Annotated in this window: 20 protein-coding genes, 1 pseudogene and 1 riboswitch; of the genes and pseudogenes, 19 read left to right on the top strand and 2 right to left on the bottom strand. The window is 38.1% G+C overall.

Translation table 11 applies throughout. The features are described from left to right. The first annotated feature begins 7 nt into the window (after positions 1 to 7). The 7 genes and pseudogenes from KYI10_04245 to KYI10_04275 all read left to right on the top strand — a co-directional run bounded on the left by KYI10_04245 (position 8) and on the right by KYI10_04275 (position 8,296). Positions 8 to 2,413, top strand: coding sequence for a glycogen/starch/alpha-glucan phosphorylase (locus KYI10_04245; GenBank protein QYA33650.1), 2,406 nt, complete (start codon positions 8 to 10; stop codon positions 2,411 to 2,413). 129 nt (positions 2,414 to 2,542) lie between these two features. Beyond that, positions 2,543 to 2,917, top strand: a complete 375-nt coding sequence (locus tag KYI10_04250) for a GntR family transcriptional regulator (GenBank protein QYA33905.2) — start codon at positions 2,543 to 2,545, stop codon at positions 2,915 to 2,917. A 1-nt stretch (position 2,918) separates the two neighbouring features. Further along, entirely contained in the window at positions 2,919 to 3,920 is a 1,002-nt protein-coding gene (locus KYI10_04255) for a DUF1648 domain-containing protein (protein ID QYA33651.1), read from the top strand. 144 nt (positions 3,921 to 4,064) lie between these two features. Further along, positions 4,065 to 4,160: riboswitch (TPP riboswitch) on the top strand. A 36-nt stretch (positions 4,161 to 4,196) separates the two neighbouring features. Beyond that, on the top strand, positions 4,197 to 4,874 hold the full coding sequence (tenA, locus tag KYI10_04260; GenBank protein ID QYA33652.2) for a thiaminase II: 678 nt from the start codon (positions 4,197 to 4,199) through the stop codon (positions 4,872 to 4,874). Positions 4,875 to 5,053: 179 nt separating this feature from the next. Beyond that, positions 5,054 to 6,064, top strand: a complete 1,011-nt coding sequence (locus tag KYI10_04265) for a PTS sugar transporter subunit IIC (protein QYA33653.1) — start codon at positions 5,054 to 5,056, stop codon at positions 6,062 to 6,064. A 96-nt stretch (positions 6,065 to 6,160) separates the two neighbouring features. Continuing rightward, positions 6,161 to 6,745, top strand: a complete 585-nt coding sequence (gene lepB, locus KYI10_04270) for a signal peptidase I (protein QYA33654.1) — start codon at positions 6,161 to 6,163, stop codon at positions 6,743 to 6,745. A gap of 255 nt (positions 6,746 to 7,000) precedes the next feature. Then, positions 7,001 to 8,296 (top strand): annotated as a pseudogene (locus KYI10_04275) (alkaline phosphatase). Positions 8,297 to 8,341: 45 nt separating this feature from the next. Here the strand turns inward: KYI10_04275 and KYI10_04280 are convergent. Further along, positions 8,342 to 9,037 (bottom strand): transglycosylase family protein, encoded by a 696-nt coding sequence (locus KYI10_04280; protein QYA33656.1) that lies wholly within the window; start codon positions 9,035 to 9,037, stop codon positions 8,342 to 8,344. Positions 9,038 to 9,568: 531 nt separating this feature from the next. Here KYI10_04280 and KYI10_04285 point away from each other — a divergent pair. After that, entirely contained in the window at positions 9,569 to 11,596 is a 2,028-nt protein-coding gene (locus tag KYI10_04285) for an ATP-dependent Clp protease ATP-binding subunit (GenBank protein QYA33657.1), read from the top strand. A 95-nt stretch (positions 11,597 to 11,691) separates the two neighbouring features. Here the strand turns inward: KYI10_04285 and KYI10_04290 are convergent, their stop codons facing one another. Further along, entirely contained in the window at positions 11,692 to 13,374 is a 1,683-nt protein-coding gene (locus KYI10_04290) for an NFACT RNA binding domain-containing protein (protein ID QYA33658.1), read from the bottom strand. A gap of 133 nt (positions 13,375 to 13,507) precedes the next feature. Here KYI10_04290 and gmk point away from each other — a divergent pair, with 133 nt between their 5' ends. The 11 genes from gmk to KYI10_04345 all read left to right on the top strand — a co-directional run bounded on the left by gmk (position 13,508) and on the right by KYI10_04345 (position 25,549). Further along, positions 13,508 to 14,128, top strand: coding sequence for a guanylate kinase (gmk, locus tag KYI10_04295; GenBank protein QYA33659.1), 621 nt, complete (start codon positions 13,508 to 13,510; stop codon positions 14,126 to 14,128). Beyond that, entirely contained in the window at positions 14,128 to 14,337 is a 210-nt protein-coding gene (gene rpoZ / locus KYI10_04300; GenBank protein ID QYA33660.1) for a DNA-directed RNA polymerase subunit omega, read from the top strand. Before gmk ends, rpoZ begins: the two co-directional genes overlap by 1 nt. Positions 14,338 to 14,392: 55 nt before the next feature. Further along, the gene (coaBC, locus tag KYI10_04305; GenBank protein QYA33661.1) at positions 14,393 to 15,571 is read left to right on the top strand and encodes a bifunctional phosphopantothenoylcysteine decarboxylase/phosphopantothenate--cysteine ligase CoaBC; all 1,179 of its coding nucleotides are present in this window, start codon (positions 14,393 to 14,395) and stop codon (positions 15,569 to 15,571) included. Next, on the top strand, positions 15,568 to 17,949 hold the full coding sequence (gene priA, locus KYI10_04310) for a primosomal protein N' (GenBank protein ID QYA33662.1): 2,382 nt from the start codon (positions 15,568 to 15,570) through the stop codon (positions 17,947 to 17,949). Before coaBC ends, priA begins: the two co-directional genes overlap by 4 nt. Before the next feature lie 152 nt (positions 17,950 to 18,101). Beyond that, complete coding sequence (gene def / locus KYI10_04315) at positions 18,102 to 18,584, top strand: peptide deformylase (protein ID QYA33663.1); 483 nt, start codon at positions 18,102 to 18,104, stop codon at positions 18,582 to 18,584. After that, positions 18,577 to 19,509, top strand: coding sequence for a methionyl-tRNA formyltransferase (gene fmt, locus KYI10_04320; protein QYA33664.1), 933 nt, complete (start codon positions 18,577 to 18,579; stop codon positions 19,507 to 19,509). The genes def and fmt overlap by 8 nt, the downstream gene beginning before the upstream one ends. Beyond that, positions 19,499 to 20,803 (top strand): 16S rRNA (cytosine(967)-C(5))-methyltransferase RsmB, encoded by a 1,305-nt coding sequence (gene rsmB / locus KYI10_04325; GenBank protein ID QYA33665.1) that lies wholly within the window; start codon positions 19,499 to 19,501, stop codon positions 20,801 to 20,803. The genes fmt and rsmB overlap by 11 nt, the downstream gene beginning before the upstream one ends. Next, positions 20,803 to 21,894 (top strand): 23S rRNA (adenine(2503)-C(2))-methyltransferase RlmN, encoded by a 1,092-nt coding sequence (gene rlmN, locus KYI10_04330; protein QYA33666.1) that lies wholly within the window; start codon positions 20,803 to 20,805, stop codon positions 21,892 to 21,894. Before rsmB ends, rlmN begins: the two co-directional genes overlap by 1 nt. Before the next feature lie 4 nt (positions 21,895 to 21,898). Further along, positions 21,899 to 22,636, top strand: a complete 738-nt coding sequence (locus KYI10_04335) for a Stp1/IreP family PP2C-type Ser/Thr phosphatase (protein QYA33667.1) — start codon at positions 21,899 to 21,901, stop codon at positions 22,634 to 22,636. Position 22,637: 1 nt separating this feature from the next. Then, entirely contained in the window at positions 22,638 to 24,608 is a 1,971-nt protein-coding gene (gene pknB / locus KYI10_04340; GenBank protein QYA33668.1) for a Stk1 family PASTA domain-containing Ser/Thr kinase, read from the top strand. A 71-nt stretch (positions 24,609 to 24,679) separates the two neighbouring features. Next, positions 24,680 to 25,549 (top strand): hypothetical protein, encoded by an 870-nt coding sequence (locus KYI10_04345; GenBank protein QYA33669.1) that lies wholly within the window; start codon positions 24,680 to 24,682, stop codon positions 25,547 to 25,549. Positions 25,550 to 25,574 lie beyond the last annotated feature (25 nt).

Raw genomic sequence — 25,574 nt, forward strand, 5'->3', positions numbered from 1 at the left:
GACTTCAATGAAAACATATACAAAATCAGAATTTCGTAAAGTATTAGAAACTAAGTTGATGAATAAACGTACTGCAACCTTGGAAGAGTCTACAGATAACGATATATTCTACGCAATATGCTCTATATTAAAAGATGAAATTAATCAGGCAGGAGTGGATACTAGACATCATAACATTGAAGCTAAAAGACGCCAGATTAACTATCTATCGATGGAATTTCTGATTGGAAGATTAATTGAAAGTAACCTATTGAATGCCGGACTATTAGATGTATGTAATGAAGTACTGACTGAGCTCGGTCGTGACCCTAAGAAAATTTATAGTGAAGAAAATGATGCTGGATTAGGAAATGGTGGTCTTGGCAGACTTGCTGCGTGTTTCTTAGATTCTATCGCCTCTTTAGGGTATATGGGGAACGGTTTTGGTATACGTTATCGCTATGGGTTATTCGAACAGCGTATTGTTAACGGTACACAAATTGAATTGCCAGATAACTGGTTACAGGAAGTATACCCTTGGGAAACAAGAAGAATAGAGGAAGCGGTGCCTGTAAATTTTGGAGGTCAAGTCACTTCAGAAGTACTTGAAGATGGCAATCTTAAATTTACTTATAGTAACCAGGAGACAGTACTTGCAGTGCCATATGATGTAGGTGTTGTAGGATATGATAATGATAATGTCAATCAGCTGCGTCTTTGGAGTGCTGAACTACCACACGACACGATAGATCATGGAGATAACAAGAATCGACTTGAGCATATGCAAAGTGTAGAACGTATTTCAGGTTTCTTATACCCTGATGATTCAACTGAAGAAGGTAGATTCTTACGTCTCAAGCAACAGTATTTCTTAGTTTCATCTACGATTCAGACGCTGATCAATCAATTCAAAGAACGCTATCAGCTGCCTGTAACAGACTTCCATAAGTATCATTGTATTCAGATCAATGATACGCATCCTACATTCGGTATTCCAGAACTGATGCGTATTCTGATGGATGAAGAAGGGCTCGGATGGGATGACGCGTGGCACATTACTACGCACACATTTGCCTATACGAATCATACAATCATGCAGGAAGCGCTAGAGAAATGGCCAGTATATCAAGTTCAGAATGTTAACCCGCGTATCTTTATGATTATCAATGAAATCAATGAACGTTTCTGTAAGAGTGTATATGAAGCACATCCAGAAATGCGTGATAAGATTGGTGATCTTGCAGTCATCAGTAACAATGTGGTTCATATGAGCAAGCTTGCTATCGTCGGTTCTTTCAGTGTGAACGGTGTAGCTGCGCTCCACTCTGAAATTATTAAAGATTATACATTTAATGATTTCTATAAGCTGACGCCAGAGAAATTTAATAATAAGACGAACGGTATAACGCATAGAAGGTGGTTGATGACCTCTAACCCTGAGCTGTCAAACTTAATCAGTGATACTATCGGGGATAACTGGGTGAAACATCCTCAGGAATTAACGCAGTTGATGCATTATTATAATGATGATGCTTTCCTGGATCGATTAGCTGAAGTGAAGCTGCACAATAAAAAAGCACTTAAAGAGGTCATCTACAATAAGACAGGCATCGAAGTAGATGAACATTCTGTATTTGATGTGCAAGTGAAAAGATTACATGAGTATAAGCGACAATTATTGAATTTACTGCGTATTATCTACCTCTATAATGAAATTAAGCGTAAGCCGTCTATAAAAATACAACCGATAACATTTATCTTTGGTGCCAAAGCAGCGCCGGGATACCATATTGCTAAAGAAGTGATCAAACTGATTCATGCTGTTGCAAATGTAGTTAATCATGATACAGATGTTGATAATAGAATTAAAGTTGTATTTCTAGAAAACTACAATGTGACATTAGCTGAAGATATTATGCCGGCAGCAGAAATATCAGAACAGATTTCAACTGCATCGATGGAAGCATCAGGGACAGGTAATATGAAGATGATGATGAATGGTGCGATTACACTTGGTACGATGGACGGCGCGAATGTTGAAATTGCTGAGCTTGTAGGTAAAGAGAATATCTTTATCTTTGGTTTAAGTTCTGAAGAAGTCATTAATTATCAGTTAAATGGTGGCTACCGAGCAGAGGACATCTATAAGACGGATTCACGTGTGAAAAATGCGATGGACGCGCTTATCAATGAACAGTTCGGCAGAAACTATGCATTTAATGACCTGTACTACCATGTACTGACAAACAATGATCCGTACTTCCTGCTTAAAGACTTTAACTCATATATTGATATTCATCTCACTGCGATGGCAACGTATCAGGATAAGAGGAAGTGGAATCAGATGAGCTTGACGAATATAATGAAGTCGGGTCAATTCTCTAGTGACCGAACGATACAGCAATATGCGACTGATATTTGGAAGTTGAATTAATTAAGAGCTGAGACGATAAAGTCTCAGCTTTTTTATGGAAATTTCGCCATCATCTGTTATACTAAATATATAACAGAAACTTTTTATTTTGTATTTTGAATTGTTCTATAATATGTATAACAAAAAGGGGTGTTGATAATATATATTGAATTAAATGAAGAGAGCACGACTCCTGTATATTTGCAGCTTGCGAATGCGATAATTGCGAATATAGCATCAGAAAATGCAGTGCCATATGATGCGTTACCTTCAAGCAGAAGTTTAGCTCGTGGATTACAAATTAACATGCATACTGTGAATAAAGCATACCATTACCTGGAAGATAAGGGGTTGATACTCGTTCAGCCTAAGTCAGGTGCGATCATTCATCCGGATGCATTGAAGGCTGCTTCGAAAGCCGAACAGGAAGATTTGCTGGAACGATTAAAGCCGATAATTGATGAAGCGAAATGCAAGCAGGTCGATATATCAGACTTATTAAAAAAATTAGAGGAGCGTGAATAATATGGAAGCCGTTATTACAACTATTATCTTACTTTGTACAGGTCTACTCTTTTTACTGAATGCACGATATATCAGAAGAAATATTCTCTTTAGTGTGTATGTTCCAGACAGTAAGCGTAATGATAGTAAGGTGAGAAATATTGCGCAAACGTATAAACGAAATGTATTCATTATCAGTATATTATTTGCAGTTATTCATTTATTGTTGATGACGATATTACAATCTGAATTGCAGTTTATCCTGTTTACGATACTTATATTCCTATTGATTATCGCAATGATCTGGATATATAGAAGTGCATTTAATCAGATGAGGTTCTTAAAAGAAAAAGAAGACTGGATGGCAGATATTAAAATGTATAAAGCTGTAGATACAAGTTTAATGGATGAAGAAAATTCGAAGTCTTCATACTTCTATATCATACAGCTCGTAATGCTCGCTGCTGCGATTATATATGTTGCAATCAACTACAATGCAATACCTGACACAATTGCGACGCACTGGGGGCTTAATGGTGTACCGGATGATTGGAGTGATAAAAATATAATAACTGTATTCTTCCCTTCAGGCATAGCACTCTTTATGATATTTGTGTTATGGGGTTCAAGCAAAGGGTTATCACTTTACCAGTCAAATGTGAGTCCGGCAAATAAAGAAGCTTCGAAAAAGTATGCGACAGATACAAAGCGCAATAACGAGATGTTACTGCACGTCATATCATTTATTATGACAATTTTATTTATCTTCATTCTCGTAAGACCTGTTCTGTTCGGGAAAGAATATATGCCACCTTATATAATGGAAAGTATTATATTTATATCAATTGTCGTGGTGATATTTGGTATTGTTCAGCAGATTAGCAATGATAAGAAGTATCGTGCCTCAGCCGCTTTAAATGATAAAGCACCGTATCATAATGAAAAAATTATATATGGGGACTGTTTTATTATAATAAAGAAGATGATAACGTGTGGGTACCAAAATTATCTGAATTTGGGATGACACTCAATATGGCAAGACCAGCTGCATGGTTTATCGCATTTATGATTATTGTGTTTCCTATAATACCGATAGTGATTATGATTATAATGACTTGAGATAAATATTTAATATGATACGATTATACTGTACTACAAATAAAAATAAAAATGTCACTAGGGGTGCATTCGTGCTGAGAGGAGTAATCCGACCCTTTGAACCTGTTTGGTTTATACCAGCGTAGGGAAGTGCTTAATGCCTATACCTGCGTATAGGCGTTTTTTATTGAGGAGGAATAACATGTTTACTGAGCGCATATTAAAGCGTGTCGAACCGATATGGGCTTCTTATCTGGAACATCCTTTCGTTAAGGGGCTAGGTGATGGGTCGCTTGAGAAGGAAAAGTTTCAGTTCTGGTTAAAACAAGATTATGTTTATTTAATTGATTATGCTAAATTAATGGCGATCGGGAGTGCGAAGGCACCTGACCTGCGTGTGATGGGCATATTCTCTAAACTGCTGCATGGTACGTTGTTTATGGAGATGGATTTACATCGCAGCTATGCGAAACAGTTTGGCATTTCTGAAAGTGAATTAGAAGCAACTGAAGCGGCATCAGTGAATACAGCATATACGAGCTATATGCTGAATCATGTACAGCGTGGTGGTGCCGAACATGTTACGGCGTGTCTGCTTGCGTGCGCATGGAGTTATAACTATATCGGGAATCATTTAGCGGAGCAGGACGGCGCATTAGATGATAATAATCCATATCGTGACTGGATTGAAACATATTCAGGGGAAGCATTTACGGAACTTACGAATGATGCAATTGCACTGATGGATGAGCTTGCTGAAGGTATGCCGGAGCGTGTACTTGCAGATTTAGAGGAGATTATTGTTAAAACAAGCTACTACGAGTATATGTTCTGGGAGATGTGTGAATTTAAAGCACATTGGGACATTCCAGTGAAGTAAGTTGTAATGTTAGAATAGTTAAAGTCAGAAGCTAAGCGGATGCTTAGCTTCTGACTTTATTATTTATTTAAAAAGAAAATTTTGAAAAGTGTGAAATGTATACGACAACAATCGATTATTTTTTGTTACTATAATAAGAACACATATGTATATTATAAAAACAGGAAGGGATTGTTGATATGGATATTTTGATTGGAACAGGTTTCTTACTCCTTGTCCTTGTGCTGTTTACGTTATTTACGTATAAAGCACCATCTGGTATGAAGGCGATGGGGGCATTAGCGAATGCCGCGATTGCAACATTTCTTGTCGAGGCGTTTCAGAAATACGTTGGTGGAAATATATTCGGAATAAAGTTTCTAGAAGAATTAGGAGATACAGCCGGAAGTCTCGGTGGTGTAGCAGCAGCTGGTTTAGTTGCTTTATCTATTGGTGTATCTCCCGTTTATGCACTCATTATAGCAGCAAGCTGTGGTGGCCTTGATTTATTACCCGGGTTCGTTGCAGGGTATGTCGTTGGTTATGTTATGAAATATGCTGAAAAATATGTGCCTGAAGGTGTTGATCTAATTGTAGGAATTATTATTATCGCACCGCTTGCACGGATGCTAGCAATGCTTGTTACACCATTAGTAAATAATACGCTAATTAAAATTGGTGAAGTGATACAGCAATCTACAGATGCGAGTCCGCTGGTTATGGGATTTGTGCTTGGTGGTATTATTACGGTTGTAGGAACTGCACCACTGAGTTCGATGGCTCTAACAGCACTACTTGGTCTGACAGGGTTACCGATGGCGATTGCTGCAATGGTATCATTCAGTTCAGCGTTTATTAATTCAACGATGTTCTATAAATTAAAGTTAGGAGATCGTGCCTCTATCTTAGCTGTTGGCATCGAACCGTTATCACAGGCAGATATTATATCCTTAAATCCTGTACCGATCTATTCTTGTAACTTTATCGGTGGTGCACTTGCGGGTATGGTTATTGCACATTCTGGAATGATTAATGATGCACCTGGAACAGCGAGTCCTCTAGCTGGATTTTTAGTGATGTTCGGCTTTAACGAACCACTTCAGATTATTGGATGGGGTAGCGTTATTGCGGTAATCTGTCTAATTGTTGGGCTAGTAGGAAGCCGTATATTTAAATCTTATCCTCTGCGCAGGAAATCAGAATTTATATAATTGGTTTATACATCTAAAGTATGGCAGTATGACATTATCTTTTTATATATTATTAATGGTATAATAGTATAGAATTTTGAAATAAGGAGATAACATATGTTAAAAGAGATAAAAGAATGGATCATATCAATACTTGTTGCACTTGTCGTTTTCTATATCGTACATACATTTTTATTTGCAACGTATGCAGTCAATGGTGACTCTATGTTCCCGACGTTTAAGGATAAAGAGCGCGTGATTATCAATAAGATTGCGACAAAGACAGATAGCATTGATCGTGGAGATATTATTGTCTTTCATACAGATACTAAAAATGACTATATAAAGCGATTGATTGGTAAGCCTGGCGATACGGTTGAATATAAGAATGATAAACTCTATATAAATGGACAGTATATTCAGGAAGATTATTTGAAAGAAAATCGCAAGAACAAGACGAATGAAAAGCTGACAGATGATTTTACTGTAGATATGTTAGTAAATGCGGACGGTAATAAGAAGATTCCTGAAGGTAAATACCTGGTATTAGGAGACAATCGTGAAGTCAGCCTTGATAGTAGAAGAGAATTAGGACTTATTGATAAAAGCGATGTCGTGGGTAAAGTATCTCTGCGTATATGGCCATTTGATGCGTTTACGCGTTATTTTTTCGAAGACAACTTTGATAAAGTGAATAAATAAAAATGGTTGAGACGATTTTAGTCTCAACCATTTTTATTTACATATATTTATTAATCCTTAATAAATTATTTACAAAGGTATTATAATCTCTTAATAATTGATTGTTAATCTAAACAAGTAATAAAAATTTCTTTTACATTTGGAGGAATATTAATGACTAGATTTCGTTATATTACAGCTGGAACATTAGCTGTATCTACAATTTTATCTGCAATTGCGCCGACCACTGCATTTGCGGGAGGAAAACCTTTGCCACAAAATAATGGTGTAAAATCAGAGGTCGTTCAATGTGGCAATAAACAGAAACCAAAAAATGTTATCTTTATGATAGGTGACGGCATGGGTCCTTCATATACTTCAGCATATCGATACATGGAAGATAAGGAAGAGACACATGAATTAGATCCAGTTGCTTTCGACCATTATTTACTAGGTGCACAACGCACAATTGCTGATGATGATCATGAGAATATTACAGATTCAGCATCTGCAGCGACAGCGATGAGCGCCGGTACTAAAACTTATAATAATGCAATCGCTGTTGATAAACAGAAGAAAGAAGTAAAGACTATTCTTGAGCAGGCGAAGGAAGTAGGTAAAGCTACGGGTTTAGTTGCGACAAGTGAGATTACACATGCGACTCCTGCAGCATTTGGGGCACACGACATTTCTAGAAAGAATATGCCGCAAATTGCTGATGATTATTATGATGAAATGATAAATGGACAGCACAAAGTAGATATACTGCTCGGTGGCGGTAAAGAATACTTTGAACGTAAGGATAGAAATTTAGTCAAAGCATTCCAAAAAGATGGATATCGCTATGTCACAGATAAAGCTTCTTTGACAAAAGCAGCGCAATCTAAGAATCAACAAATTCTAGGTCTGTTCTCACAAGGTGGGATGCCGAAGATGATAGATCGAAATGAAAGTATGCCGTCACTTAAAGATATGACCGAAACTGCCTTGACAAAATTAAGCGGTGATAAAGATGGGTTCTTCCTGATGGTTGAAGGATCTCAGATTGACTGGGCAGGACATGCAAATGATATTACAGGTGCGATGAGCGAAATGAAGGATTTTGACTTAGCTTTCCAGACAGCGATTAACTTTGCGAAGAAAGACTGTAATACTTTAGTCATTGCAACTGCCGATCACTCTACAGGTGGAATGTCGATGGGACAAGGTGGAGAATATAACTTCCTTGTTGATCCTATCAAACAGATGAAGCATACTCCTGAATATTTGAGCGCAGCGTTGCTGAAAAAAGATGCAAATATAGATAAAATAATCACAGAAAATATTGGATTTACATTAGAAGCTGCTGAAATGAAAGCCATAAAAGAAGCTGTTACTAAAAAAGATGATGAAAAGATTGAGGATGCAATTGAAGCGACAGTTAACAAACGTAGCTACACAGGATGGACAACGAATGGCCATACAGGAGAAGATGTAAACGTCTATGGATATGGTCCAGGTGCACAAGCTTGGAGAGGTAATATGGATAATACAGATAACGCAAAACGAATTTTTGAATATCTTAAGAAATAAAAAATGAATGTGCCGAATGGCACATTCATTTTTTTAAACTTTAGATTAAGCTGTAACCCATTGAGATGGACCAGCTGTATTGTATAACTTAACAGCGGCTGCATCTTGGATTGCTTCAGGTGCTGATGCTGGAGATACGCCTCTCCACTCAGCTGGAGCTACTGAATCCCAAGTAGATTGTAAGAATTGGTATTTACCTGCTGCGCCAGAAGTAGGATTAATTGCACGGATATTACCGCCAGATTCACGTTGAGCAATTACTTGTAAATGTGAGTTAACACTTACTGGTGAAGTTGCTGATCGTGTTTGAGCTGGCGCTTTATATGTTGATTGTGCTTGATAGTTCTGCGCTTTAGGTGCTACATACGTTTGAGCAGGTGTCTTTGCTACAGGAGCCTGTGCTTGTACAGCAGGTGCCTCCTGTTTGAAGTTGTTATTTGTTACTGAGCTGAATGCTTCTGAATCTGCTGATCCAGTATGGTTATATTCCCAAGTCCAGTGCGCACCATTTGAATCAAAGGTAAAATGATAGCCATCCTTAGTGAATTCATAGTGATAAGCCCCTTCGTGTACAGGGTTTTCATTTAAAGCTGATGGGTTGTTTAATGCTAAGTTTGCTAATTCGGCTTTGTTGATTTGATTTGCTTCTGCTGTTTCCGTAGATGCATCTGCTTGAGAAGCTGAAACACCAGTTACTCCTAATGCTAATGCTAATGTTGAAGTCATAATTGCTTTTTTCATTATATAAAATCCTCCAGTAATTTGTTTAATTAATATTCTGAATCAAAGTAAGATTCATTTGGCTAAGTGATACTACATACACTAACACAATTAATATGTCTGTGCGTTACAGCTACATAACAATTCATTACAACGTTGAAATGTTCTCGTAATATTTGTTGAAATGTACTATGTCTGTAACAGCACATATTAAAACATAATCAATTCGATAATACAAATAAAAAGGGATATAAATTTAATAATCTAAATATGAATTGGAAATTAATTTTCAAAATAAATCTTAAGTAAAGATTTTTATTTTTATATAAATCGCAGCAGCTTCTTTCATTTTTCTTCATGTTAATATATGTAATTAATTACAATTAAAAATATAATTATTTTTATTTAACACAATAAAAATATGAATTCAATTAGTCAAAGATAATCAAAATTATATTTGACTATCTTTGACTATTGGTGTATAATGTAATTACAGAAGTGATAAGAAACTTCTGTTAGCACGATTAAAATTGAATATAGGAGTGATTTAATATGAATAATGGTATTTTTGATAATAATTTTGATGCGATTTTTAATAGAATGTTTAATGAAATGAATGAAGGGCAGGTCTCACGCAAGTTCTATATTAACGGACAGGAGGTATCGGGTGATGCGATGCAGCAACAACAACCTCGTACTTCAAAACAAACGAGCGATACTTTCTTAAGTAAGATAGGAAGAAATTTAACAGAGGAAGCAAGAAACAATGAATTGGATCCTGTTATAGGTAGAGAATCCGAAGTTCGTCAAGCTGCTGAAGTATTAAGTCGACGTATTAAGAATAACCCGATTCTAGTCGGTGAAGCAGGTGTAGGTAAAACTGCGGTCGTTGAAGGTCTTGCCCAGGCAATTGTAAAAGGGGATGTACCAGCTTCGATTAAAGGTAAGGAAATCATTTCAATCGATGTGTCATCGCTTGAAGCGGGGACTCAGTATCGTGGTGCATTTGAAGAAAATGTACAGAAATTACTTGAAGAAGTGAAAGCGCAGGGAAATGTAGTATTATTCATCGATGAAATTCATCAGATTATTGGCAGTGGTGCAACTGGTGGAGATTCTGGAAGCAAAGGTTTGTCCGATATATTAAAACCAGCGCTTAGTCGTGGTGAGATATCTATTATCGGTGCAACGACGCAGGACGAGTATCGCAATAATATAATGAAAGATCCGGCACTTGCTCGTCGTTTTAATGAAGTCGTTGTGAATGAACCGTCGAAAGCAGATACAATTAAAATCTTAAAAGGGATTAAGGAAAATTATGAAAATCACCACAATGTTAAGATTGGTGATGATTTGATAGAAACAATCGTTGATTTATCCATCCAATATATGCCAAACCGTATGCTACCGGATAAAGCAATTGATTTGATGGATATTACGGCAGCACATGTTTCATCCCGTAATACGGTTGTAGACAAAGTAGAGACTGAAAAAGAAATTGAAACGCTCGAAGCTGATAAGATGCAGGCAGTCGAGCAGGAAGACTTTAATCGCGCACATGAATTGCAGATGAAGATTAAAGCTTTAAAAGATAAATTATCAGCCGGTGTGGAAAGTAATCATGTATCAAAAGAAGATGTGTCTGCTACTGTAGAACGCATGACAGGTGTGCCCGTTTCTCAGATGGATGATAATGAAATTGAGCGTCTAAAACATATGCAATCCAGACTTGAAGGTAAAGTCATCGGTCAGGATGAAGCTGTTCAAGCTGTTGCGAAAGCAATCAGACGTAATCGTGCAGGATTTGATGATGGTAATCGTCCAATCGGCAGCTTCTTGTTTGTAGGTCCAACAGGTGTCGGTAAGACAGAGCTTGCTAAACAACTCTCTTTAGAACTATTTGGTACGACTGAATCGATGATCCGTCTGGATATGAGTGAATATATGGATCAGACAGCTGTCTCTAAAATGATCGGTACAACTGCCGGTTACGTTGGATATGATGACAACTCGAATACATTAACTGAACAAGTACGTCGTAATCCATATTCAGTTATCTTATTAGATGAAATTGAAAAAGCAAACCCTCAGGTTCTCACATTGCTGCTACAAGTATTAGATGATGGCGCTCTGACTGATGGTCAGGGTAATACGGTAAACTTTAAGAATACGATAATAATAGCAACAAGTAATGCATCGTTTGGTGAAGACCGTGAACGCACATCCATTTATGAAGAGTTAAAAGGATACTTCAGACCTGAATTCTTAAACCGCTTCAATGCGATTGTTGAATTTAAGCATTTAGCTAAAGAAGATTTGAAACAAATTGTAGAACTATTGTTACATGATGTGCAGGAGGTAGTTGCACGTAAATCAATAGATATGGAAGTGACAGAACGTGCGAAAGACTGGTTAGTCGAGCATGGCTATGATCAGGCTTTAGGTGCAAGACCATTACGTCGATTGATCGAAAGTGAAGTACGTGATTCTATTACAGATTACTATTTAGATCATATTGATGTAAAACAGGTGACCATCGACCTGAATGAAACAGAAGATGGTTTAATGGTTAAAGAATAATTATTAGGATGAGCGTGAGCAGGGACCAGATTACTTAGCAATCTGGTCCCTGCTCTTTTTTTGTAAAAAATGAAAAGGAAGTACCAAATTAACAGTTAATTTGGTACTTCCTTATTTAAATAGCTGTTTCTTAAATGTTCGACGTAGTCTTCTTCAGGTGTAACCATGACAGTACTCTGATCGGTATACGTTACGAATCCGGGTTTAGCACCGCTTGGTTTATGCACATGCTTGATTTCTGTATAATCAACTGGAATTTTAGAAGAACCTTGTGCTTTTGAGAAGTAGCCGGCAAGCATTGCAGCATCTTCAACTGTGCCATCTGTTGGATTGCTATCAAGAATTACGACATGACTGCCTGGAATATCTTTTGTATGAAACCATAGATAGTTGTTACGCCCTAATTTATGCGTAATGTATTCATTTTGAAGGTTATTGCGGCCGACCACAATTTCTTGGCCGTCACGCGATAAGTAATAATCGATAGAGGACTGCTGTTTTTTGGATTGTTTTGTTTTATGTTTTTTCTTGATCAAGTTTTGCTCTGCAAGCTCTGTACGGATATCATCGATATCGTCTACAGAAATATGATCCAGCTGCATCTGAATCGTCTCTATATATGCTATTTCATCCTGAGTCGCCTTTATCTGCTCAGCAGCATGTGCTTTACGTGTTTTTAGACGGTTATATTGTTTGTAATAATACTGTGCATTCTCTGCTGGTGATTTTCTTGGGTTCAGTGGAATTGTCACAGTTTCTTCATTATAATAGTTCTTCGTTGTGAATTCATCCATGCCTTGTTTGAGCTGATACATGTTGCTCGTTATAAGTTCTCCATAAAGATTCATCTTGTCCATCTGTTTTGTCTGTTCTAGTTCATCAACAAGTTTTGCGAGCTTCTTTTCATTTTTTTGAAGTAATGAATTTAAGTGACGTGAAAGATCGTTCGTCTGATTACGGACACGTTCACGCACTGCTCGGTCTTTATAATAGATATCCAGCATCTCGCTTAAATTATGATAAGTTTCGATACTTGTACTGTGCGCTACTGGTCGGAAATAGAAATCTTCTTTGCCATCAATGGAAAACGTTGAAGCATTTGTTTGTAACGTCTGCATGAATCGATTAAATGCGATATCGATATCATTATCCATCGATAGCATCTCCTTGACTGCGAGAGGACTGAATCCTTCAAGTAGTCTTAGTACTGCTTTATGAATAGCGAGCGTGTTGTCAAGCTTGTCACTGATTGTATCTACTGTGAATGGATTTGTCTTTTTGTCTGTTGGTGGAAACTCGTAGTTGAATCCAGGCATTAAAGTACGTGCGCTGTTTGTGTTGGGTGTTAAGTGTTTGAAACTGTCTAATATTTTATTGCTATCATCTGTTAAGATGATGTTACTATGTTTCCCCATTATTTCCAGATAGAGATGTCGCTTAATACGATCACCAATTTCATCGGTATTATTGATAGTAAAATGAACAATACGGTCATTTCCAATCTGTTCGATACGTTCGACGATACCACCTTCAATATGTTTACGCAGCACACGTAAGAACATCGGAGGTTCAAATGGATTATCGAGCTGATTATTTGTGATTTGCATACGTGCAAAGTTTGGATGTATTGAGAGCATTAATTTTTGATTTTTGCGGTTCGCTCTTATCGTTAAGATGACCGTAAATTGATCGGGTTGTGTAATCTTATTGATTCGTGCTGTTTCTAAAAATGATATTTCTTTAATCATCTGATGCGTAAATAAGCCGTCAAAAGCCATGTCTTCACCTTCTTTTTATAATGTTTATAGTGTAACATGAAATAACAATTTCACAAGGCGAATGTTTCATCTATATTTTTATTCATTTATATGATAAATTTAATTTATATCATTTTTATGAAAGGTCGTAGACATGGATATAGAAAAAGGTTTATTAATTGTATTATCTGGTCCCTCTGGAGTTGGTAAGGGAACTGTGCGTCGTGCGATATTTGAGGATCCGGATACTGATTTCGAATACTCAATTTCAATGACGACTAGAAACAAACGGGAAGGCGAAGTAGATGGTGTAGATTATTTCTTTAAGTCACGTGAAGAATTTGAAACACTGATTGAGCAAGATGCATTTATCGAATATGCTGAATATGTCGGGAACTACTACGGGACCCCTGTACAGTATGTTAAGGATACTATGGAACGTGGTAAGGATGTATTTTTAGAGATTGAAGTTGAAGGAGCAAAGCAAGTCAGAAAGAAATTTCCTGAAGCACTATTCATCTTCTTAGCGCCACCAACACTTGAACATCTAGAGGAACGACTTATCGGTCGTGGCACTGAAAGTCAGGAAGTCATCAATCATAGAATAAGTGAAGCACGTAAAGAAGTGGAGATGATGAATCTCTATGATTACGTAGTGATCAATGATGAAGTGATGGATGCAAAGGAAAAGGTTCAGATGATTGTTGAAGCTGAACATTTAAAACGTGAACGTGTAGAAGCACGATTCAGAAAAATGATACTGGAGGCAAAATAATGTTAAACCCACCATTAGATAAATTAAAAGAAAAAGTGAATTCTAAATATTTAATCGTAACCCTTGCGGCGAAACGTGCACGTGAAATGCAGGATCATCCAGATGTAAAATTGAATGACCGATACCTATCGTATAAACCTGTTGGTCAGTCTTTAGAAGAGATTGCTGCAGGTAAGATTCATATTACAAGCGAACACCCTGAGGAATAGTATAAACTGACAAATGTAATGTTTGTCAGTTTTTTTATAGGAGGAATTTAGACTTATGAAGATTGTATTAGGCGTTACTGGTGGGATTGCGGTATATAAAGCGATAGATTTAACAAGTAAGCTCGTACAGAATGGTCATGAAGTGCGTGTCATTATGACGGAGAGTGCAGAGCAGTTTGTAACGCCACTTGCATTTCAGGCGTTAAGCAGAAATCCTGTATACACAGATATCTTCGTGGAACAGAACCCAGCTGAAATTCAGCATATTGCTCTTGGAGACTGGGCAGATATTATGATCATCGCACCATTAACTGCATCAACGCTCGGTAAGATTGCACATGGTATCAGTGACAATATGCTGACTGCAACTGTACTTGCGTTTACGAAGACGATTTATTTAGCACCTGCCATGAACAGTAATATGTACAATAACCCGGCAGTAACGGACAATATTCAAACGTTACTGAAGCGTGGATTCAAATTCATAGAACCGGGAGAAGGTTTCTTGGCGTGTGGCTATATAGCAAAAGGACGCATGAGCGAACCACTTGATATCATGAAGTTTATTGGTGAAGATAATATAGAAAAAGATTTGCAAGGCAAGAAAGTATTGGTCACAGCAGGACCTACAATTGAAACGATAGATCCAGTGCGCTATTTAACGAACCGTTCATCGGGTAAGATGGGCTATAGTTTAGCTGAAGCAGCAAGCCTGCGAGGTGCAGATGTAACATTAGTATCGACAGACGTAGGAATACCTGTGCCGAATGGGGTACGTCATATTAAGACTGAAAGTGCACAAGATATGTTCAATGCAGTAAAAGATAATATGGAACAAGATCTGATTATTAAAGCAGCAGCAGTAGCAGACTATACACCAGTAGAAACACATGACCAGAAATTAAAGAAACAAGAGGGAGATCTCACGATTACATTTAAACGTACAGAGGATATACTGAAATATATTGGTGAGCATAAGACGACACAACTTGTAGTTGGCTTTGCAGCTGAGACAGAGCATGTCGAAATGTATGCACGCGGAAAATTGAACAAGAAAAATGCAGATGTTATTGTTGCAAATAATGTAGGTGATAAATCTATCGGATTTAAATCGAATGACAACGCTGTAACGATGTATTTTAAAGATGGAACGCACATCGATATTCCAAAACAATCTAAGCTTAACATTGCACATGAAATATTATCACATGTAAAAGAGAAGGGATTTAAGTGATTGCAAAAGTTATCGTAGACGTTAATAGTAAACGTGTTGATAAGTTATTTGATTATTATATTCCGGAACATCTAAAAAGCGATATCGTACCTGGCCAGAGAGTTGTTGTGCCGTTTGGTCCACGAAAAATACAGGGTTATGTTATCAAAGTGACGGATAATGCAGAATACGACAAGCTAAAGCCTGTCATTGCGATTCAGGACTTTATACCGGAACTTACGCCTGAATTAATAGATTTAAGTGAGTGGATGAGCTATTCTCACGTCTCAAAGCGTATTGCAGTGCTCGATGCGATGCTGCCAAACGCAGTAAAAGGGAAGTATAAGAAGATATTCCGTTTAATAGATGATGAACGTATGCCGCAAGAACTCAAGCAATATTTTAAAGATGCAACCTTAACACTGGAACGCGCGCAGCAGCTTGAAATTGTTTCGCTGCTCAAGCCATATATTGAATGTGGTGACGTCGTTGAAGATATCGAAGTCTCTCAAAAATACAAGAAAAAAACATTCGTCGGTGTGAAGCTTAATCATTCGAATGTAGATGACATCATTTCACAGCTAAAATCTGAAACGCAGATACGTGCGATCGAACTCATAAATGATGCAGGAGAACTGACATTGATCGAACTGAAAGAAGAGGGCATATCAAACGCTGTAGTCAATAACTTAGTCCAAAAAAGATTTTTAGAAAAAATCAATATTGAAACGACGCGAGATCCGTATGCGCATAAAGTGTTCTTTGAAGATAAGGAAAAAGCACTGCATGATGAACAGCAAAGTGCATATAACGCTGTTATGGCAACTATTAATAAAAATCAGTCAGAAACATTCCTGTTACACGGGATTACTGGAAGCGGTAAGACAGAGGTATATCTTCAGCTCATTAAAGAAGTGCTGGACAAAGGACAGGATGCCATCGTACTGGTACCTGAAATTGCGCTGACACCTCAGATGGTAGATCGATTCAAGTCCCGCTTCGGTGATGAAGTGGCCGTACTGCACTCAGGTCTTTCTAACGGTGAACGCTATGATGAGTGGCGCAAGATAAAGATGGGGGAGGCACGCGTATCTGTCGGTGCAAGGTCCAGTATATTCGCACCATTTAAAAATATCGGCATCATCATTATCGATGAAGAGCATGAAACAACATATAAGCAGGAAGACTATCCACGATACCATGCCCGCGAAATTGCAGAATGGCGTGCCAAGTATCACCATTGTCCGCTCGTGCTCGGAAGCGCCACACCATCACTTGAAAGTTATGCACGTGCAGAAAAAGGTGTATATACGAAACTCGAAATGTTAACACGTGCAAACAAATCCGCGATGCCTGAGATGATCGTCTCGAATATGCGAGATGAACTAATGCAGGGAAATCGTTCGATGTTCTCCGGCGTACTGCATGATAAGATTCAGGAGAAGATTGATAAAGGAGAGCAAGTCGTGCTCTTCTTAAATAGAAGAGGGCACGCACAGTTTATGCTATGCCGTGACTGCGGACACGTACCGATGTGCCCGAATTGTGACATTAGTTTAACGTATCATAAATATACGGATGAGCTGAAATGTCATTATTGTGGACATAAGGAACCACCTGGTAATATATGTCCGAGCTGTGAAAGTGAACATATACGCGAAATGGGTGTCGGTACGCAGAAAGTTGAAGAGATCATTTATCAGACGTTCCAAAATGCAAAAGTTATCCGTATGGATAATGATACGACGCGTAAGAAAGGTGCACACGAACGACTGCTTGAACAGTTTAAAAACGGAGAAGCGAACATTTTACTCGGCACACAGATGATTGCAAAAGGACTGGATTTCCCGAACATTACACTCGTTGGCGTACTGAACGCCGATACGATGCTCAATTTACCGGACTTCAGAGCAAGCGAGAAAACATTCCAGCTTATAACACAAGTCGCTGGACGCGCTGGACGAAGTGAAAAGACAGGCGAGGTCGTCATTCAGACATATAATCCTGAACACTACGCAATACAACACGCAGTAAATTATGACTATAAAGCATTCTTTAAAGAGGAGATGGAATACAGAAGACTCGGCAAGTATCCGCCGTACTTCTATATGATCTATCTTAATATGCAGCATCATAATTTAAAGACCGTACTGACCGAAAGTAAGCATATACATGATATATTAGTGCAGCACCTATCACCAAAAGCATATGTACTCGGACCCGCACCGAGTCCAATTGCACGAATTAATAATCAGCATCGTTTCCAGATATTGATTAAGTTTAAATCAGAACCCGAACTGTTAAAGGCACTTAACTATCTGGATGACCATTACCATGAACTGTTTGTGAAAGATAAGTTCTCGCTGCATATAGATATAAACCCGTATATGATGATGTAATCATTCGTCATCTCTCTTAAAATATAGTAAAATAACACCGAGCACTCTCTTTAACTTTGTTTAAGGAGAGTTTTATCATTTATATCAATACGTGGTAATACAGTGCGTTTTCATGTAAAATAGAATGATTGAAGATATAAAGGAGAAGTTACGTGATTAAACAATTAATAGAAGAACAAAACCCATTGTTACATCGTGAAGTTAAGGATGTTACTCAGTTTGATGCGAGTCTAAAGGCATTGATCAAAGATTTAGAAGATACATTATTCCATCATGATGGCGTTGGGATTGCTGCACCTCAGATTGGTGTGGATTTAAAGGTTGCATTAGTAGATATGGAATCAGATGGTATATTGCAACTTGTGAACCCGAAGATTGTTTCTTATTCAGAAGAGACGGAAAGTGATGTAGAAGGATGTCTGTCAATTCCTGGTGTATTCGGTCTTGTCGATCGTTCGATTGAGATTGTCATTGAAGCAAACGATTTAGATGGTAATAAGATTGAAATGACTGCGTATGATGATATTGCGCGTATTATTCAGCATGAAGTAGATCACTTATACGGTGAATTGTTCACAGAAAAGATGACGAAACAGTTAACTGAGGAAGAACTGGAGGAGATGTACGGTGAGTAAGATTATATTTATGGGTACGCCTGACTTTTCAGCACCAATATTAAAGGCATTACACGAATCATATGGGGTGAGTCTCGTTATTACACAGCCGGATAAGCCTGTCGGGCGTAAACGCGTACTAACACCGCCTCCTGTTAAGGTGATGGCAGAAAGTTTAGGGATTGAAGTATATCAGCCCGAATCGATGAAAAGTGATGAAGCGTTCGAGAAAGTGCGTGCGCTTAGTCCTGATTTAATCGTTACAGCTGCTTTTGGTCAGATTTTACCGGAGCGTGTTCTTGATATTCCACGTCTAGGTTGTATTAATGTACATGCGTCGCTGTTACCGAAGTACCGTGGTGGTGCACCGATTCATAAAGCGATTATTAATGGTGAGAAGTATTCGGGTGTGACGATCATGTATATGGTGAAACGTCTTGATGCAGGAGATATGATTGACACTGTGAAAGTTCCGATTGAAATCGATGATACAGTCGGAACACTTCACGACAAGTTAAGCGATGCAGGAACGCAGCTATTACTTGAAGTAATGCCTAGCGTACTGGATGGCACGAATAGTCGTACATCCCAGAATGATAGTGAAGCGACATTTGCCTCTAACGTCAGTCGTGAAGAAGAATTTGTTACATTTGACCGCAGTGCACTTGAAGTGCATAACCATATTCGCGGGCTAAGTCCATGGCCTGTTGCATTTGCGAACTTTGATGGTAAGGTTATGAAGCTGTGGGCTTCAGAAATTGCTGAGGGCAGTGGTGTACCTGGAGAAATTATTCAGGCAGACAAGTCTGGTATAGTTATTGCGACGAATGATAGAGCAGTGCGTATTACATCATTACAGCCTGCTGGTAAGAAACGCATGGATGCTGCAAGTTTTGTTGCAGGTGCGAAGTCACAACTTGTTGGGATGAAGTTTAATGAATCATAATGTGAGAAGTGTCGCACTTGAAATACTGGATGCAGTTTTAACAGAAGGTGCATATAGTAATCTACTGATTAATGAAGCAATAAAAAAAGGTTATGTTGAACCTGTTGACCGTGCGCTCTTAACGGAACTTGTATATGGCACGCTGCAGCGTAAACTGACGTTAGAATTTTATGCGGCGCCGTATATTAAGACGAATATTAAAGGGTGGATGAGAAGACTTATACTTATGAGTATTTATCAGTCTGTCTATTTAGATAAAGTGCCGGATCATGCCATCATCAATGAAGCGGTGGAGATAACGAAGCGCCGAGGCTCAGTGGGTGGTGCGAATACGGTAAATGCAATTTTGAGAAACTTTCAGCGTAATCCGTTACGTGATTTAAATGAAATAAAGGATGACCTAAAGCGTTTAAGTGTTGCAACAAGTACACCACTTTGGCTGATAAAGCACTGGAATACACACTTTGGATTTGACACAACGCGTGAGATGGCGGAGGAATTTCTAAATTATCCGGATACGACAGTTCGTGTGAACACGACGAAGATTACGCCAGAAGATGCAATAAAACGTCTGACTGAAGCGGGTTACACTGTTAAACAATCAGAAATTCTACCTGAATGTTTAACAATCGATGGACCGCCTATCGTGCAGCATGAATTATTTAAACATGGTTTCTTAAGTGTTCAAGATGCTTCAAGTATGCTTGTTGCGAATGTGCTGGATCCACAACCAGATGAAACAATACTTGATGCATGTAGTGCACCAGGTGGTAAAGCTTGTCATATTGCAGAAAAGATGAACAGAACAGGACATATTGATAGTCACGACGTTCATCCACATAAGATAGATCTAATCCAGTATAATATCACACGACTATCACTGCGTAATATTCATCCGAGCGTGCACGATGCAACAGTTCCGTTTGATAAACAGTATGATCGTGTATTAGTGGATGCACCGTGCTCGGGCTTTGGTGTAATGAAACGTAAACCAGAGATAAAGTATGAGAAGACACAGAAGGATATCGATACGCTTTGGCCACTGCAGCTTGAAATATTGAAAAATGCGGCTAACGCAGTGAAACCTGGTGGTGTTCTCGTATATTCCACTTGTACGATCGAACAGATGGAAAATGAAAACGTTGTGTATTCATTTATCAAACAAAATGAAGACTTTGAAATAGAAGCGATTGAACTGCCGGTTATCGGTAAGAAAAAATTATTGCAGGTGTTGCCGCAAGACTTTAATTCTGACGGCTTCTTCATTGCAAAACTAAGAAGGAAGTGTAAATAATGGCATTATTAGAAAAGAAAAATAAAAAGTTCATGCCGAACTTTGATAAACCCTCAATTTATTCATTACAACTCGGAGAATTAAAAGAATGGCTGGCAACGCATGGTCAGCAAAGTTTTAGAGCGAAACAGATTTACGACTGGTTATACGTAAAACGTGTTAACTCATTTGAAGAGATGTCAAATTTATCGAAAGAACTGCGTAAAGTGTTAGAGGATAACTTTACGATGACAACGTTAAAAACTGTTGTTAAGCAGGAAAGTAAAGATGGGACAATTAAATTTCTATTTGAATTACAGGATGGATATACGATTGAAACAGTGTTAATGCGTCATGATTATGGCAATTCAGTGTGTGTAACAACGCAAGTAGGCTGCCGTATCGGTTGTACGTTCTGTGCATCAACTCTAGGTGGTTTGAAACGAAATCTAGAAGCTGGCGAAATTGTTGCACAAGTACTAAATGTTCAAAAAGCATTAGACGAAGTAGAGGAACGAGTAAGCCATGTCGTTATTATGGGTATTGGTGAACCATTTGAAAACTACGAAGAGATGATGGATTTCTTAAAGGTTATTAATCATGATGATGGTCTTAATATCGGTGCGCGACATATTACAGTATCTACATCAGGCATCATCCCACGTATCTATGACTTTGCCGATGAAGAACTGCAGATCAACTTTGCACTTAGTTTACATGGACCAAATAACGATATTAGAAGTCGCTTAATGCCGATTAACCGCGCTTATGATCTAGAGAAGTTAATGGAGTCAATAGAATACTATGTCAATAAAACAGGACGCCGTATTACTTTTGAATATGGATTATTCGGTGGTGTGAACGATCAGGTTCATCACGCTAAAGAATTAGCCCAGCTGATTAAACACCTAAACTGCCATGTCAATTTGATCCCTGTAAATCATGTGCCTGAACGTGACTATGTTCGTACTCCGAAAGAAGATATCTTTAAGTTTGAAAAAGAATTAAAACGCAATGGAATCAATGCTACAATTAGACGTGAACATGGCTCTGATATTGACGCAGCTTGTGGTCAGTTAAGAGCGAAAGAGAGACAAGAAGAAACGAGGTAGAGATATGCATGCACGCTTTTTTACCGATATCGGTCCAGTAAGAGCAAGAAATGAAGACGCAGGTGGCGTTTATTATAATCATACAGGCCAGATGTTAATGGTGATTTGCGATGGTATGGGCGGACATAATGCAGGAAATGTTGCCAGTGCATTGGTCAACGATATGCTTAAATCACGTTTTGAAGAAGAAAATTTCATAGAGTTTGAATATGCAGAAAGCTGGCTTAGAAATAACATCGCTGAAATTAATCGTGAGCTCTATAAACAATCTCATTTGAATGACGATAACCAGGGTATGGGGACGACACTTGTCTGCGCATTGCTTTACGATAATCATGTGGTCATCGCGAATGTCGGAGATTCAAGAGCCTATCTTATAAATGAACGAGAGCTTAGACAAGCGACCAGTGACCATACGTTTGTCAACCATCTTCTTTTGGCTGGGGGTCTGACGAAGGAAGAGGCGAAACATCATCCTCAACGTAATGTAATTACAAAAGTTATGGGGAGTGATAAATATTTGCATCCTGATGTATTTGTATATGATTTTAATAGATATAATTATATTATGTTAACTTCTGATGGATTGACAGATTATGTTGAAGAAACACAGATACATGACATATTTAAATCTATTAATCTAATCGAAGATATCGGTAATCAGCTGATTGAGACTGCTATAAACAGCGCTGCTAAAGACAATATTTCGATTGTGATCGCTTCTTTAAAAGGGGGCATGTAACATGCTCGGTACGATCGTTAGTGAACGTTATAAGCTTCTAAAGTATATTGGCGGAGGCGGCATGAGTAGCGTGTATCTTGCTCAAGACATTATCCTGAATCAGAGGGTTGCGGTTAAGATAATTAATATTCCTCACGTTGATGTTGAACGTGCTGTTCAAAGATTTCAGAGGGAAGTTCAAAACGCTACGACATTGTCTCATCCAAATATTGTTAAAGTGCTTGATGTAGATGAAGATGAGCGACACTATTATTTAGTCATGGAATACGTAGAAGGTCCAACCCTCCATGAATATATACAGCAGCATGGCCCATTATCACCTGAAGAAGCTGTATTTTTTACTAAACAGATTTTGAGAGGGATTGAACATGCTCATTCATACCGTATTGTGCATCGTGATATTAAACCGCAAAATATATTGATGACAGACAATAAAGAGCTTAAGATTTCCGATTTTGGGATCGCACGTGCACTGAGTGAGACAGCGATGACTCAGACAAATCATATTATGGGGAGCGTCCATTATCTCTCTCCAGAACAAGCAAAAGGAATCAGGACCGATGAGTCAAGCGATATCTACTCCATAGGTATCGTGCTATTTGAAATGCTTACTGGGCATCCCCCCTTTGAAGGGGAGTCCGCAGTTGGTATCGCGATTAAACATATCCAGGAGACGATTCCTTCGATTCGTGAGGAAAATAGCGCTATACCCCAAAGCCTTGAAAATGTAGTCAATAAAGCAACGATGAAAGATAAGCTCAGAAGGTATCGAACGACTCAGGAGATGTATGAAGACGTAACAACTGCGCTTGATGCTAGCAGAACTAAAGAAGATAAAGTAGCAGAGATAGACGATAAGACAAAGATGATTCCTGTTGTTAAAGACAGTAGGACTGAGACCCCATCCGTTAAGGAAAGTTCGATTCATAAGGAGCAATACGTTGAGAAACCAGCAAATAAAAAGCGGTGGCTTTTATGGCTTGTTCCATTGATCCTTATGTTTACCTTAAGTACCGTTGTATATGCGGCTCTATTCAAAGTATATAAAGTAACGGTCCCTGAACTAAATGGAAAATCTTTAACACAGGCAACTCAAATTTTAGACGATAATAATTTGAGAAAAGGCGAGGTCAGCTACACGTTTACAAATGAAGACGAAAAAAATCAAGTTGTTGATACAAAGCCACTTGCCGGTAATAAGATAGATGCACATTCGAAAGTAGATTTAAAAATCTCAAAAGGGGCTAAAACTTTCACTATTGGTGACTACGTCGGGGAAAATATTAAAGATGTAAAGAAAGAACTGGAAAAACAGCAGCTTAAGCGCATTAAACTGAAAGAAACCTTTGACATGGCTTCCTCCGGAGAGATTCTGAAACAAAGTGTAACTGCTGGTACTAAAGTTATTCCTGAGGATACAGAGATAGTTCTGACAGTTTCTAAAGGTACAGAACAAGTATATGTTCCTGATTTTACGGGGCAGTCCTACGATATTGCAAAAAAGGAACTAGAAGCGCTCGGTTTTATTGTCAATGTGGCGCAAAGTACAACTTCTGAATCGATACCAAAGGGCAGAATTATTTCTCAGGATATACGTAATATAAATTATCAATACGGCTCAATCATCAATTTCGTTATATCTAAAGGTAAGGAAAGTTCTTCCGAGGACAAGGCATCATCAGAAAAACCAAAAGAAAAGAACGATACGAGCGCTTCCAATTATGACAAATCATATTTTGGAACATTTACGATTCCATACCGAGGAGAAGGTTCTAAGCAGAAAGTTGAAATCTTTATTCAGGATAAAGATAATGACATAGATAAAGTGTATGAATCATATAAGACGACAGAGAGCACGACAAAGAATTTTAATCTCACAATAGGTAAGGATAAAGAGGGAATCATCCTCGTAAAAGTTGATGGTAAGACGTATATGAATGAACACATCAATTATAATGAACTCGGTAATTAACTGGATGCAGGTGCATCCAGTTTTTTTCTTTTGCTTTTCAATGTATAATAACTATAAAAGGGGGAGTGTCTATGAAATATCATCATATTTTTAAAGCTGTATCAGAAAAAATTAGTGAGGTATTACATATACATGATGAAGCAACGAAAGAGCTCTATACGACGATTGTGAAGCAGCTAGCTCCTGGTAACGATTTTACCTTCGCTGAAATTATGAAAGAATATCTTGCAGAATATCAGCAGAAAAGTTTTAAGTTTTATCAACATCAACGTCATAGCGGATTCGTAGTAAATAGAATAGACGAGGGACTTGAAGTGATTGAAGTGAATGAGGATACACGATTTGTAACCGGGGATATTATTACACATTTAAGCGGTGATGCTGTTGATGTATTGAGTGACCGTTACCGCAAGCAGCTCTTTCATGATACGTTCCATAAACAAGAATGGGCACCCCTAATCATGAAGCAGCACGATGCAGAGATAAGGAGAGGAAGTGAGCATTATCACTTCACATTAAATAGCTATGCGTTACCTGAACCTCAAGTTCTTATCCGAGATACATATCAGCAGATTACTATCTATGCACCGGATCAACTTGTGAATATTCAAGAAACTATCATTAAAGATACTCCAATTATACTAGACTTAAGATACACAAAGGGGATACAGCAACTATATGATATCCAGCCGGAAATCATATTGATCAGCAGACATACTGAAGGAAGTGCTGAAGCCTTTGCCTCTAACAGTGATGCATTAAAAGTAGGTGAAGAGACTTTTGGTGCATTAAGTGAGTATGAAACACTTGAATTAGGACCATATACTTTTGAATATGGTATAACCGGTGAAAGAACAGCATATCCGGATGTAGAAATTGATAATGAAGCTGCACAAGATAAGATTTTAGAATATGCAGTGAATCATGTTAGAAACATCTAATTAAGGGTAGAGTTTACTATTGATT

It is taken from the genome of Macrococcus sp. 19Msa1099, from assembly GCA_019357535.2.
Taxonomy (GTDB): domain Bacteria; phylum Bacillota; class Bacilli; order Staphylococcales; family Staphylococcaceae; genus Macrococcoides; species Macrococcoides psychrotolerans.